Source organism: Kitasatospora mediocidica KCTC 9733, from assembly GCF_000744225.1.
GTDB classification, from domain to species: Bacteria; Actinomycetota; Actinomycetes; order Streptomycetales; family Streptomycetaceae; genus Kitasatospora; species Kitasatospora mediocidica.
The window spans coordinates 2,151,656-2,165,158 of sequence record NZ_JQLN01000005.1; the positions used below are offsets into that span (position 1 = coordinate 2,151,656).

Below are 13,503 nucleotides of genomic sequence, written 5' to 3' on the forward strand. Positions count from 1 at the left end.
GGCCGAAGGTCGTTGTCACCTGGCATATCCAGGAGAGGGGAACGACGTCAAGCCGAATAAGACCAGTCTGAAGCGACTCAAGTCGATTGTCACGGCCGTCGACAGTGCGAATGCCTATGACGCTCGGGACGACTACTTCGATCGATGGGAGACTGTTGATGAGGCTAACTGACTGGCGAGGAAACGAATACGGCGTCGGAGACACCATTCTCTATGCCCGGATGTCCGGGCGATCTTGCGAGATCTCGGAAGCAACTGTAGTTGACATCTGGCGGACGTATTCCGACAAAGGACGTTACAACAGGCTCGCGGAAGGGGAGGAAGCCCCGTCCGTACAGATCTTCAACTTTGCCACCCGAGAACACGAGACACGTCCGGCACGGACCGAGACGCGAGTCAAGGTCCAGCCCAACGGCCGCGGTAGCAGAGATTTCTACCGGACTGACTACGCCTACGTGAAGAACGCCGAAGGCGACTACGAGCGTGTTGAAACCAGCATCAAGCCTGTAACGCTCAACATCATCGCCAACATTACGGCGGTACCGAAGTGACTGACGCCGTCTATCTCTCAGGCCCCATGAGGGGCCTGCCGAACTTCAACTACGATCTCTTCAATAAGACTTCGAGCGAGCTTCGTCAATGTGGATTCGTCGTCCTCAATCCGGCCGAGAACTTTGACGGGGATCAGGGGCGAGAGATCGCCGAATATATGAGGGCAGATATCAAGATGATCCTCAAGGCATCAATGGTCTTCATGCTTCCCGGATGGCAGGACTCCGCAGGAGCCCGCTTGGAGTACCAGATCGCTCAGGCGCTCGGACTGGAGATCATCTACCACGCCGGCGCCGATCAGACGGAGCCGGCCGAGATGACCGCGGCTCGGATCGTCAGGAACGGTGAGCGCCAGGCGGCTTACGGCCACCCTAGTGACGACTTCAGGCGCACGGCCAAGGAATGGTCCGCCACCTTCGGGAAGGACGTCTCACCCCTCGATGTGGCGATCGCGATGGTTCAGCTGAAGCTGTCCCGACTGATCGGAACTCCAGGACATCGAGACTCGATCATCGACGGCATCGGGTATCTCATTTGCTACGAGAGGATCATTCAGTATGGCGAATGACAAGGTTCGGATCCGGGCTACTCTGATTGTCGAGTATGAGGCTGATCCGAAGGACTACGAGTCGGACGTACCCAAGGAGATGGCGGAGGAAGATCAGGAGTCGTTGGCTGAGGGCGGCCTGACGCTCGAAGACTTCGTGGATGACGTCCTTGTGGACTTCTCCTTCAAGGCGGTTCCCGACTGACCTAGAAACGACGAAAACCCCCAGCCTGATGGCTGGGGGTTTTCTTTTGCTCTCGTCCGGGCATTGGAGAAGGACGAGAGCAAGTCTCATTGTAGCCGCTGAATCAAGTCCCGATGATCGTACGCTTGATTGAAGCTCTCGAAGGACAGACGTTGACCGCTTCCATCGGTCAACCAGTCAGACTCACGGCGCTCCGCGATGCGCCGGCCTTCAACCCGAACCCAGTAGATACCCCACGTCTCGGACTCTCGATGGAAGCCCGGCATCCTGACGCGAGCGTCGGCCGAAGGTGCCGCAACGCTTGACTTGGCTCTCATGCTTCTCGACTTCCCTCAGGGCTGATGACACACCAGACGATCTTTCCGATCCCACACGGCCGAGGATGTGAACCCCAGTCGTCAGCGAGCGAGTTGACGAGGAACAGCCCGCGGCCGTGTGAGTCGCGGTGCTCCGCCTGCTGCTGGACAGGGAGCCTGGAGCTGGAGTCGTGCACCTCGACTCGTAGACGTCCGTCAGCACGGAACCGCAGGCTGAGCCAGACAAGGCGTCCTTCGCGAGTCCCGTGGACTACTGCGTTGGTGACCAGCTCGCTGACCAGGAGTTCGCCAGTCTCGATGAGTCGATGTCCATCGGCGATGGTGTTCAGAAACTGCTCTAGGTGACGTCGCGCGAAGAGCGCTGATTTGGGACTTCGAGGCAACCACAGATCACTACTGGGAGCCGGCGACTTGACGAGGGTGGGCATGACAGCACCTCCGCACGCACGTGGGGGGCGGCGCGAGATGTGTAGGCGCCGGACTACAAACGGTAGTGCTCAAGGTGCCATGTATGCAACCCCGTTGGTAAACGGGGTGCGGCCACAGCAAGATGATCTAGCGGGGGCGGCTGGCGCCGATGGCTGGTCAACGGCCAGACTGCCTACCAGAGGGGAGACTGACTTGGCACTCAGGACCGTGATCACTGAGCGACAGCGCCGATACGGCGCAGAGCTGCGAGCCATGCGAGAGGCCGCGGGCCTCAGCGTGCGCGAAGCTGCGGTGGTCGTAGACATGGGGCAGCCACAGCTGTCCCACATTGAGGCCGGCAGGACCAGCCTCTCGCCCGATCGGGCGAGAGATCTTTTGAAGCACTACGGATGCACAGATGAGACCCTGATTGGGGCCTTGATCGATCTTGGCTCGCAGAGCGGCAAGGGATGGTGGTCGGCCTTCCGAGCCACCATGCCGCAGCATGCCCTTGACCTTGCCGAGTTGGAGTCGTCCGCTCGAAGCATCCTCAGTTACGAGACCTTCTATATCCCGGGCCTCTTGCAGACGCCTGAGTACACGCGGGCCATTTATGAGTACCGTTACGGCCGAGTGGGAGATCCTGCCGCAGCCATGGCATTCCGCCACGAGCGGCAGAGAATTCTATCGGAAGAGGGCGGTCCCGAGTGTCATTTCATCATTCACGAAGCGGCATTGCATATGAGATTCGCTGGTATCGAAGGGATGCGCGGACAGCTTGTGCGACTGCTTGAGTTGGCTGGGCAGCCAAACATCACAATTCAAGTCGCGCCGTTCGCGATAGAAGATGCGAGTCCGTACGCAAGTCTGTTCTTCATTGCCGCGCCTTCAGCGCCGCAATTGGCCACAGTAGGAATCGATCACCCCAAACGGTCAGAATATCTGTCCACCGCGGATGAAATCGGTAACTACAGGGCCACCTTTGATCACCTGGCCGACATTTCATTGAGGCCGGTTAAGATGAGCACTAACCCCCAGGGTCACGCCAAGCGGGACTCGTGGGGGATGGTGCACCACATTATGTATCAGTTGTGAGAGGGAACAAATGACCGAGTACGCGTGGCGCAAGTCCAGCTTTTCTCAGGCAAATGACGGAAACTGCATCGAGCTTGCACGAGGCGCCGGCGGCGCTATCGTTCTCCGTGAGAGTGATGACCCGAGCGTGATCGTCACCTCGGATCGCGCCAAGCTCTCGGCCTTCATCGCAGGCGTCAAGGCTGGCGAGTTCGATGATCTGATCTGAGCTGGGCTTCACGGGGGACGCCAGCCTCTCAGGGCCACGTTCGGGTTACATAGTTGCAACCCATGTGGGTTGCGCGCTACCGTCGTTCACGGCCCACCCCGGCTGGCTCGGCTGATGTAGCCGTCTCGACCCCGGTCGGGGTGGGCTCCGTGTCCCCAGCGTAGGAGGCAACGTCATGAACTGTCCCGTGTGCGGCGCGATGATGTACAGCAACGGGAAGGGCCAGTTCGCATGTGGTAGCTGCGGCGCCGTTCGGGCCAACCCGGATATTCTGCTACCGTTCCCGGTTCTCCTGCCCGCCGAGAGGTAGCCCGCATGTCCGCAACAGTCGCTCACTCGCGCTTCTGCGCCTCCTGCGGTTCACCAGTCAAAGACGGCCCCAACGGCGGGTACGTCTGTGGCCAGTGCTATCACGTGCTAGAGCCACCAGGTGAGGACAAGGCCAGGAAGGCGGCGCGGCGCGAACGCGCGGCGCGCGTCACAGCAGCAGCCGAAAAGCGAGCAGAAGAACAGAACCGAATGCCTCAAACCACGCGCAAAGCCAGCTGACTGCGCGCGGCCGGAACGACAAAAGGCCCCCTGCCATGAGGCAGGGGGCTTCGTCATGCGCCGGTCAGTGATGGACGAGAAGGAAATCAGCGACCGCTACGGCGGTCGAGACCACGCCGGCAAGGATGCCAGCAAGCGTCAACGCTCGCACGGATCGCTGCCTCAAGTCCTCTTCGGTCACGTAGTCCTGGCGCTCCGACTCGATGAGTCTGATCCGAGTCTCATGGTCATCGACCTTTGCAGTCTGGCCAGCAACCAGGATGACCACGCGCTGAACGTCTGCGCTTGTCGCCAGGACTACGTTGTACATGTCCCGGAGAGTGACGATGCCGTCATTGTCTCCCATGGATTACGCCCCGGCAGGGGCGTCCGGCTCGGCCGGAACAGTCGGCACAGTCGGAACGACGAGAGCCGGAGCCGCAGTTGCTCCGGCAACCTTCTCCACGTCAGCCGCGAGCTGACGAAGCTCTTCTGCCGCGGCGCGCCGAAGGCGAGTGACCTCAGCAACGGCATCAGCCTTAAGGCGGTCTGCCTCGCCGACAACAGCCTTGGCCAGGGCCGGATCATGGATCTGAACGAAGTCCTGTACGCCCTTGGCGTCATGCACAAGGCTCTTCACGTCGCCAGACGCTACGGCGTTGGCAACGCTGGTGAGCTTCGCCACCAGGAGCTGAAGCCCGTTGTGCAGGGTGACGCCAGAGGTGACAAGGGCCAGCAACTCCGGGAACGAGACGAGAGAATTCATACTTACTTCCTCACTGCTTCTACGAGATAGCCAACAGGCTCGGTACCGTCACCGAAGCCCTGAACACGACCGACGGACAGACTCTGGTCTCCGTCGAAAATCGGAACACTGATTCGGCCAGGCTTACCCTGCCCACCGACGTCGAAAAAGTTGATTCGATAGATGCCTGCTGAATTCAGCACGGCAACGCGGAGGCGGACGGTAGCGAAGTCCGCAGCAAAGGAGAGCCAGACGCCACCCCAGCCGGCCGCGCCACCATTCTGCGGCGGCAGCGAGATGGACAGACTCCTCGATCGGTCGATCTCGTTACCCTTGATATCGGATGCGAATCCCTGAGGAACCGAACCGGTGGTAATCGCCACGTCGTCTTCATCTCCATTCGAGTGAGGCGCCGAAGGCGCCGTTGAAACGTATTGAGTAGGCCGCGGATACTGGCCAAAGTCGGCAGTCTCAGAGTGATCGACATCTGCACCGCCACTTAGGGCAGTTCCGCCATCCTGGCGGATATTGGCGTGAGAACTCCATTGGCCGTTAGACCAGGCATCCGCCTGCCAGAAGTAGGACGCGGTAGCCGGAGAGGCGGCTACATTCTCGACGGCGAAGTAGCCACCGTAGAATCCCGATCGACCTAGGCCGATGACGCTGTTGACTCCTCGCATGTAGGAGTTCACGGCATTGAACTGGGATCCCTGGACATCGAAGTCACAGGCGAAATAGATCACGGCATCGTCAGGCAGGCCAACTGCCCTTCGCTGAAGCTCTGCGGCCTGAGCGTCGGCTACGCCGGCCGCACTGCCACCTAGCATCCGATTAGAACTGGACTCGAAGACCACAACGACCGAAAGGCCGTTGGCCGGATAGTCTCGGACCTCTGCGGCAGTCAGATTCTTCGTGCTGTCAGGACTGAAGTAACGGGCAACGAAAGTCGCCCCGGTTGACTTGATATCAGATATCGAGGGCTGAGCCCAGGCAATATCAACCCCAGTTAGGGGCATGTGTTATCTCCCATCGTGAGAGGGGTTACGGGATCTCGTACGTCCCCTGAAGGGACAAGTTCGATGTGGCCGTAAATGTGAAAGGGACCGTATTGCCCCACTGCGCATTTGAGGAGCCGCCCGTACCCGTTGGGCTGTAGACGCCGGCCGCAGTTGCGTTGCTGGTGAGATAGACCGTTCCTGGATAGACCGCAGTCCCCACGTTGACCGCGAATGCAGCCCCGGGCCACTGGGCATTGAGGCGAGTGATGGTAGTCAACGGAAGGCCGAAGGAGTATGTTCCGGTACCAAAGTTCGTGGTACTGCCGAACACCATCACGATGTTGAAGGTGACAGTCTTCCCAAAAATCATGTACCGGCCCGTGATCGTGCCGTTTCCGATTGAAGGGGCAGTGCCCGAGGAACCCCACGAAGGCGAATAGGTCTGCCAGGCCCCGGGGACGATGGTCTCCCAGGCTGATCCGTCGTAGTACTGGAATCCGGAGAGGTCAGTTCGATAGCAGAGATCGCCCTTTGTCGGGCTCGGATTAGCCGTACTCTGAGCCGCCGAAGATGCATACTTCGGAATGACGACGTTGTCCAGTTGGCCGGCCAGCGTTTGCATATTCGATGGGACATTCGGAACATCGGCTAGCGAAGGATAGGTCAGGCCAGCCTTCGGCGTGTTGGCAGACAATCAGGCCCCCTTAGCTAGTTGGCGGAATCGGCGAAGCCGAATAGTCAGGAATCGGCGGAACCACCGGAAGGTAGGACCGCTGTCCCATGTCCATGCACCACGTACCGCAGACCATCAGGTACATGTAGTCGCCAGCCGAATAGCTGGCGTGAGGCAAAAGGTTGTCCAGGAGCCATCCGTCATAGGTGCGGACCATCCATGTCCCGATCTCAGTACCCTGACCGATCACGCGCCCAAGGCGCATGGTCGGGACGAGAGGGTTGTCCGCAGGAATCCCGCTAACGGCCGGCTCCACGCCGGCTGCGATGTAGTCGGGCCACGGAAAGTTAGGATCCGTGAAGGTGGGAAGAACCGGGTTGAAATTGTCGAACTCGGAGAGGGGCGTCCAGGAAGGGGGAGGAGTCGTCACGGAACCTTAGCCTTACTTGTATCGCCTAGCTGAGTGCCTAGGACCAGGAGATTCCCGCCGATCGATCCGACCAGAATGGTCGTGCCAGATGTGGGGGATGATGTCCACGTCCCGAGTCGCGGGACGTATCGGAAAGTCTGGTTGCCGATAGTGATTCGACAGAGATTCGAGTCGGCAGCCTCGCTGCCGATAAAGACGCCCGAGTAGCACTTCATCACTTCACCGAAGCCGGCCAGAGACTGACTGGACTGAGGAGACTGAGCTACAGCTCTCGCGAGCTTACGAAGGCCGTTGCCCGGCATCTTAAGTTCCTCCCGATAGCTGATAGGTCAGAGTGCGAGTCGACCCCGTAAAAGTCGATGAGGGACCGAGGGGGATCGTGAAAGAGTCCAGTAGATGAAGCTCTGTCTTGCCGTCCGGGTAGATGACCTGAATGATGTCTCCAGCTTCGAGAGCCGGATTGGGGCAGACCTCGAACGACAGGCTTCGAGCCAGTCCGAGAAAGTTTGAGAGCTGAGTTGCCGCGGCAGCGGCACACATCGCTGATGTGGTCATCAGATTGTTCTGGTAGCGATAGACGCTCGCTCCGAAGGGGCCGACTGGATTCCCGCTTGCCGACGGCCCGTAGTAGGTTGGGGACCGCGGGTCCGTATCGCACGCATAGCCCGTAGGCGGGCTGGCAGAGCCCGTGGTGGCTCCGTAGCAAGCCACGTAGTTGTAGACGCCGGAACGGCTGACGGTGCGCTTAGCGCTGACGAGGACTCCGGAAGGAGAGGCGCCGGCCGCAACCGCGGCGGCAGTACTCGCATCAGCAGTCCAAACGGCTGCACTGGTCGGAGTGGCCTGAGTCAGTGCCGGAACCGGCACTACCTGAACATTTCCGTTGACGTCGAAGTAAGCTTCTGCGTTGAGATAGCCAGCAGCGCTCTCAATCGCATCCATGCGAGCCGAATCGAAGACCGTGCCTCCGGGCACGGTGCCACTCGTCAGACTGCTGGCATACGTCACAGACACGTACGGGATGACGTCCTGAACGAGGTGCGTCAGAAGATTCATCGCGTCCCATCCGCCTCGATCAATCGGGTCGGGGAATGAAGCGTCCGTGATGGCCTGAGCCCGATCGAAGAGACTGAGGACGGGAAGTCCACCATTGGACTGCGATGGAGCCGTCTCCTGTGTCACGTCCTCGATCCGGAACCAACCGAGACTCACCGTCTCGGTTGATCCGTCCGGAAAGGCGATACCCCACTTGATGTTCAGCTCAGCGCCATAGGGCGCGAGAGGGGAGTTGGCGAAGGTGGGAAAGAAGGTCGGATCACCAATGGTGATCGATCCGCTTCTGCGAATCTTCTGAGTCCGGTCGACCGTTATAGAGCCATCGACAATCGGAAGGCCACTGACCACGAGCGCCTGGTTGTACCAGAGATCCGCGGTGACGATTCGGTTGTAGGGACCGCGTATGGCGGTCAGGAATCGGGACGAGACTGATTGCATCAGATGCCCCCCGATCCGCTGCCGTAAGGCGTATTGAGCGTTGCCAAGTAGGTTGCTCTGTGATTCACGAGCGCCTGATAGGTGCCAAACGAAACCACGGCCGTGTAGCTGTTTCCTGGAATCGATGTCAGGGCGCCAGTCGGCGAATCGACTTCTATGAAGTCGATCGACCATATCCGAGTGGGATCGGTGCTCGTGTCTGCCGGACGATGCTCTGTAACGTCTCCAGCAACGAAGTACATGTCCGCCATCATGTCGGCAGGAGTTGCCTGGAGAAAGAGAGTCGAGCCAGAGGCCAAAAGGGTCTGAACCGCCAAGTAGTCCGTGGCGGCAGTAGTCATCAGACTGAAGCTGCCCATCCGTCCGCCGCGGACGTCCGAAATAACGACCGGATTCTGACGGCCAATCACCGGATACTGCTGTTGGCGTCCCGGACGTTTAACGTCCGATAGCGCAGTCATTGTGATCTGGGTATTGAGCGCTGCCTGACTCAGATTCTTTAGCCAGCCCGTACCGTTCTGAGTCGGGATGGTGATGGGAGAAGAGCCGGCGGTAGCCGTCGTGATGGAGCCATCGCCATTGTGAATCTGAGCGATGACCGTATAGGTCACCGCGACGCCAAGCGGACATTCGAGATCGAACCCAGCCCACGAGGACGATCCACCGGTAGCAACGTAGTTGCAGTTCCTGATGATGACCTGAGATCCGTCAGGATTGGTCCGCTGGACTGCCACCGTGTCGTATCCCGTCAATCCGGTGGCGGTCAGCGAGACATAGGCCAAGGCCTGATTGGGGGTGCCAGAGATGGCTAGAGTCACCCGCTGATACCCCCATTCAGGAGTTGAGCCAATTGAGCATTGTTCCGATCGATCTTGACATCGATTCGGCCTTCAAACTTCTCTCCGTCGATGTACACATTCACGATGGGAGGAGCCTGAGCGGCGCCAGAAGGACCATGAGACAGCGCCACGGAGTGGCGAAGAGCCGAGTAGCCGGAGGACGGAACAGAGAGCCGCTGTGCGGCCTTCAGGCTTTCGCCATGAGACATGATGGATTCCCCGCCGGACATCTTCATCAGTTCGGGTCCGTTCTCGCCGACCCATGCCCAACCGGGCACAGCGGACGAAGTCCCCGTGGCATACCCAACGTAGCTTCCGCCATGCGCCAGGCTCTTGATGCCGGGAACGTTGTTCACGCTCCCGTACCTGGAGATGATGTATCTGATGCCCGCAACGATGTTTGCGACGGGATTGTAGATGTCATCGGGTAGCGACGGCAGTCGATAAGCCTCGAAGGTACTCATGATGGTCTGCATCAGGCCGCGGGAGGGATCTCCCGCTTGAGCATTCGAGTCGGTCAGATTGATGGCCCGAGGATTCCCGCCAGACTCGGACCTGATGATCTGAGAGAGGGCAGCCGTCCAACTCGAATCGACACCCGTCAGCCCTTCGGCCTGAGTGATCCATCCCGCAACGTCACCGGACATGCCGGCGGTAGCCGCCGCGGTGGCCTTCTTGTCCTGGCCTCCGAAGAAGCCGAGAATTCCGTTGATCAGTGCGGATGGAATGCCGGTTAGCAGGCTCTTCATGACGGTATTTCCGGGAAGCATCCCAGAGACCCCGGCTAGGACCGGCTTCAGCATGTCCGAGGCTACGGCCTTCAGGCCGCCAGAGACTACGCGAGAAGCGTAGGACTCCAGACTTGAAACACCCTGACCAATTGTCGATCCGACACCCTTGATGCCGTTCCAGATAGACCCGACTATCCCACCGTCCTTGAAGTGACCATCGGATCCTTGGCCTCCGCCACCGAGCATCGCTCGGAGCTGATTGAAGCCGGCAGGGCCACCGAGAGCGGCCATCTCATCTACGGTCAGGATGCCCTCTCCGGCGGTGCCGTAGAGGGGAATCCAGTCGCCAGCGGACCGAGGCCCGTTGACTACGCCACCGTCTGCGAAGTGTGGCGCATCCGGCAGATTAGGGATTCCCACCTTCGAGGCGATGAAGTTCCATACTTCCTCGATGCCGTTGGTGTAAACGGTATTTACGAGGAAATTGACGGGGCCCTTCAGGGTGTCGATCAGCCCATTCCAGACTGAGGTAATCCCGGTGACCGCAGTATCGAATCCGGACTTGACATCCTTCAGCGTTCCCGAGATCACTGATCCGACTTTGTCAAAGGCGGGCTTGATCGCATTGTCATAGAGCCAGCTGGCCCAAGTGCCAATGACCTGAAGCCCAAGGACGAAGTCGTCGAAGGCAGGCTTCAAGACATTCGAATACAGCCACTTGGCGGCCGTGCCGATCGCATCAAAGACGGGCTTGAGAACATTGAAGTAGAGCCACGTTGCGACGTCTGCGATCCCGTGGAAGGCTGGCTCTAGGGCGTTGTGCCAGAGCCACAGCGCTCCAGCCTCGATATCATCGAGGGCTGGCGAGATGGCATTCCTCCAGAGCCATGTGAATGCCGCCCCAATAGCTGAGGCTACGACGATGATGCCGATGCCGACCGGAACAAGCACATTCTGCCAGAGCCATACTGCGGCGTCCTCGATGCCGCTGAGGGCAGGCGAAATTGCGTTCTTCCAAAGCCAGACCGCTCCGGCGCCGATAGCGCCGAAGACTATGGCAATCCCAGCGCCGACCGGCGCAAGGACATTCTTCCAAAGCCAAATGGCGATATCGCCGAACAGGTGGAAAGTGGGCTCGACGTGAGAGTGGTAAAAATCCTCGATCGCCTTGGGGAGGCCTCCGGTAAAGAGGCCGCCGATCCACTCGAATGCTGGCTCTAGGGCGTTGTGCCAGAGCCAGCCAACGGCCTTTCCGATTGCGCCAAATGTGATAAGGAAGATCTGGCCTAGGACCTTGAGCAGAGGCTCAAGCACGTGAAAGGCAATAACGAACGGCGTCACCAGAATAGTGAAGACGATGACGAACAACAGGCGCAGGGCGAACGAGATGCCCTCAACTACTGGCGCGATGACATTTTTCCAGAGCCAGACGAAAATAGCGCCGACGAATGTGACCGCTGCAACTATTCCGTCGATGGCCGGAGAGATCGCATCTCGCCAGAGCGTCATCACGACGCTGCCGATAAATCCAATTGCAACGGCTATTCCGGAACCCACTGGCTCAAACACATTTCGCCAGAGCCACATGAAGATGGATCCGATAAGCCCAATCTCACCAGCGATCACGATCCGAAGGATCTTGACCTGAGTCGAGAGCCAGGACATGAAGCCCTTGGCAGGGCCGCTATCGAATGCTCTTTTCAGCACTCCGGCGACATAGTCGAAGCCGGCTACGAGCCCACTCCAGACGTCCTGAGCAACACTGCCGATGTCTGCCAGGATGTCACGGAAGGTCTTCGAATGCTGGTAGAGCGCAACGAAGCCGATGACCAACAGAGTTATGCCAAGGGCGATCTGGCCGAAGAGGCTCATGTCCATCAGGCCATTGGTGATGGCCATGACGATATTCCAGGCTGACTGTGCGGCCTTCAGGGCAAAGAATCCCTGGACAAGGCTAGCGATGATCCGTGCGGCAGTCTCGTTGTGGCCGATGGCTCCTATGGCCTGGGCCACGATGAGAATCGCTGGACCGAGTTCCTTGAAGATCGTACGAGAGACGGAGAACTTGCCGAAGTCATTCGCGATATCGCGAATGATCGGCTCGGCCGGCTTCAGGTCAGTAATGAGCTTGCCGACAAAGGTTTCCACATCCTTGAGAGCGCCGGCCACGTGTGCGGCAGCTGGCGCTACTAGCCCCTGAAGCCTCTGCCCTGAGGCAGCTCCAGCGAGTTTGGACGTGATGCTGTTGGCCAGGTCGAAAATGGGCTTTCCGGCAGCGGCCGTAAATTGCGTCAAGCCATCCTTCAGGTTGCTCATCGAGCCCTTGAAGGTCAGGCTTTGCTTCGCCATCTCGCCACCCATGGCGACGGTAGTTTTGGTGCCCTTCTCCATGCCTGCGATCAGCTTTGGAAGGGCATCATCCGCCATCACCTTGCCGCTCTTAATCATGGCGGCCATCTGGGTTGTGGAGACGCCATACTCATTCGACAGGATCTGAAGAGCAGGAATGCCGCGGATCTGGAGTTCCCTGATTTGGGTCTCCATGATCTGGCCCTTGGACTGCATCTCGCCGAAAACCTGCGTAACGGAATCAAGGGTCGATCCGTCCCCGCCGAGCGCGGAGACTGCATCTCCGAGTCCGGTCAGATCTGGGATGATGTCCTTCGCATTGATGCCCAGGGCGAGAAGGTGTTGAGAGTCCTCAACAAGATTCTCGAACTGGAAGGGCGTCCCAAGCGCGAAAGACTTCAGTTGGGACAGCATGCCGGTAGCCTGCTGGTCAGATCCGAGAAGCGTTCCGAACGAGATTTGCGCGGATTGCATCTCAGAATTGAAGTCAATGACCGCGCCCTTGACCGCGCTCAGCGCGGACGAGACGCCGTTAGTGATGGCCATCCCGATGGCAGACCCGAGAGACCATGTCCCGACGGAATAGGCCAGTCCCTTGCCGAACTCGGAGAAAGCTTTTTCGGCCTCGTTTTCAGCGTCTCCGAGGCCGCGGAAGCCTTCTCGATAGCTCTCCGGAAGTGCGGTGCGAAAGAAGCTCGCAACGGAGCCTCCGGCCTCCGCAACACCCTCTTCGATGCCAGACATCGCAAAATGGAAGCCGCCGGATATGGCGTTACTGAAACTCTGGACATCATCGCTCAGGCCCTGAAAGTGAAGTCCAGAGAAGACGTTTCCGAGAGACGCGCTTGACTGGTCCATCTCGCGAGCTAGCTCTATGTTGAACTCGCGCGCAAGCTCCTCAGCCGCTACCCGCGCCTCTTCAGTCGCTTGCGCGATATGCTCTTCATCAAAAAGCGTAAGCTGAACGTCTCTAGTAGCCTCCGAGAAGTCCAGCGCCAGCTGTTCGCCGGCCATGCGACCAGCGTCCCCCATCGAAGAGGTTAGATCGCTGGTCGCCGCCGCTGTGGCGGCAGCGACAGCCGAAGTGATGCTGTCAGAAATTCCGCTAGCGGCGCTGTCGGCGCCTTCGGTCAGGGCCCTTGATATGGAGCTTGCCGCCTCTGATGAGGCGCCTGCCGCGGCGTCCACGATGGTCTGAAAGCTTCCGGTGTTGCCTGAGACATCAAACGCTCTTGCCAGCTCCTGCTGAGCTTGATCAGCCGCAGTCTTGACCATGGCAGAGATGGCCGAGACTAGGCCTTTGGTATCGCCAACGGCCAGGTCGACATAGGCCACGCCGGCAGATCGAGCGGTGCCGTTACCGGCCATCGTTGAATCACCTCGC

13 protein-coding genes are annotated in these 13,503 nt (G+C 59.2%); 5 read left to right on the forward strand and 8 right to left on the reverse strand.

Annotated elements, in window-relative coordinates:
- The first annotated feature begins 158 nt into the window (after window positions 1-158).
- The 3 genes from BS80_RS41030 to BS80_RS23625 are packed head-to-tail and all read left to right on the forward strand — an operon-like array spanning window position 159 to window position 1,304.
- Window positions 159-551, forward strand: coding sequence for a hypothetical protein (locus BS80_RS41030; RefSeq protein WP_157536531.1), 393 nt, complete (start codon window positions 159-161; stop codon window positions 549-551).
- Complete coding sequence (locus BS80_RS38015) at window positions 548-1,120, forward strand: DUF4406 domain-containing protein (RefSeq protein ID WP_157536533.1); 573 nt, start codon at window positions 548-550, stop codon at window positions 1,118-1,120. The genes BS80_RS41030 and BS80_RS38015 overlap by 4 nt, the downstream gene beginning before the upstream one ends.
- Window positions 1,110-1,304 carry a hypothetical protein gene (locus BS80_RS23625; RefSeq protein ID WP_035800364.1) on the forward strand — a complete coding sequence of 65 codons (195 nt, stop codon included), beginning with the start codon at window positions 1,110-1,112 and terminating at the stop codon, window positions 1,302-1,304. Before BS80_RS38015 ends, BS80_RS23625 begins: the two co-directional genes overlap by 11 nt.
- A 313-nt stretch (window positions 1,305-1,617) precedes the next feature.
- On the opposite strand, the gene BS80_RS39640 is transcribed toward BS80_RS23625, so the two are convergent.
- A complete protein-coding gene (locus BS80_RS39640) occupies window positions 1,618-2,049 on the reverse strand; it encodes an ATP-binding protein (protein ID WP_083975112.1) in 432 nt (143 codons plus the stop codon).
- A 193-nt stretch (window positions 2,050-2,242) separates the two neighbouring features.
- On the opposite strand from BS80_RS39640, the gene BS80_RS23630 reads away from it, so the two are divergent.
- Window positions 2,243-3,124, forward strand: coding sequence for a helix-turn-helix domain-containing protein (locus BS80_RS23630; RefSeq protein ID WP_198045594.1), 882 nt, complete (start codon window positions 2,243-2,245; stop codon window positions 3,122-3,124).
- 10 nt (window positions 3,125-3,134) lie between these two features.
- Window positions 3,135-3,332 (forward strand): DUF397 domain-containing protein, encoded by a 198-nt coding sequence (locus BS80_RS39645; protein ID WP_083975116.1) that lies wholly within the window; start codon window positions 3,135-3,137, stop codon window positions 3,330-3,332.
- Between the two features lie 613 nt (window positions 3,333-3,945).
- Here the strand turns inward: BS80_RS39645 and BS80_RS23635 are convergent.
- The 7 genes from BS80_RS23635 to BS80_RS23650 all read right to left on the reverse strand — a co-directional run bounded on the left by BS80_RS23635 (window position 3,946) and on the right by BS80_RS23650 (window position 13,487).
- Entirely contained in the window at window positions 3,946-4,227 is a 282-nt protein-coding gene (locus BS80_RS23635) for a hypothetical protein (RefSeq protein WP_035800367.1), read from the reverse strand.
- Window positions 4,228-4,230: 3 nt separating this feature from the next.
- A complete protein-coding gene (locus tag BS80_RS23640; protein ID WP_035800369.1) occupies window positions 4,231-4,626 on the reverse strand; it encodes a hypothetical protein in 396 nt (131 codons plus the stop codon).
- 2 nt (window positions 4,627-4,628) lie between these two features.
- Window positions 4,629-5,621 carry a glycoside hydrolase domain-containing protein gene (locus tag BS80_RS39650; RefSeq protein ID WP_083975118.1) on the reverse strand — a complete coding sequence of 331 codons (993 nt, stop codon included), beginning with the start codon at window positions 5,619-5,621 and terminating at the stop codon, window positions 4,629-4,631.
- A 25-nt stretch (window positions 5,622-5,646) separates the two neighbouring features.
- Window positions 5,647-6,297 carry a hypothetical protein gene (locus BS80_RS41035; protein WP_157536535.1) on the reverse strand — a complete coding sequence of 217 codons (651 nt, stop codon included), beginning with the start codon at window positions 6,295-6,297 and terminating at the stop codon, window positions 5,647-5,649.
- A 712-nt stretch (window positions 6,298-7,009) separates the two neighbouring features.
- Entirely contained in the window at window positions 7,010-8,200 is a 1,191-nt protein-coding gene (locus tag BS80_RS39655) for a DUF5047 domain-containing protein (protein WP_198045595.1), read from the reverse strand.
- Complete coding sequence (locus tag BS80_RS42005) at window positions 8,200-9,018, reverse strand: hypothetical protein (protein ID WP_198045596.1); 819 nt, start codon at window positions 9,016-9,018, stop codon at window positions 8,200-8,202. Before BS80_RS42005 ends, BS80_RS39655 begins: the two co-directional genes overlap by 1 nt.
- The gene (locus BS80_RS23650; protein ID WP_198045597.1) at window positions 9,015-13,487 is read right to left on the reverse strand and encodes a tape measure protein; all 4,473 of its coding nucleotides are present in this window, start codon (window positions 13,485-13,487) and stop codon (window positions 9,015-9,017) included. Before BS80_RS23650 ends, BS80_RS42005 begins: the two co-directional genes overlap by 4 nt.
- Window positions 13,488-13,503: the final 16 nt, after the last annotated feature.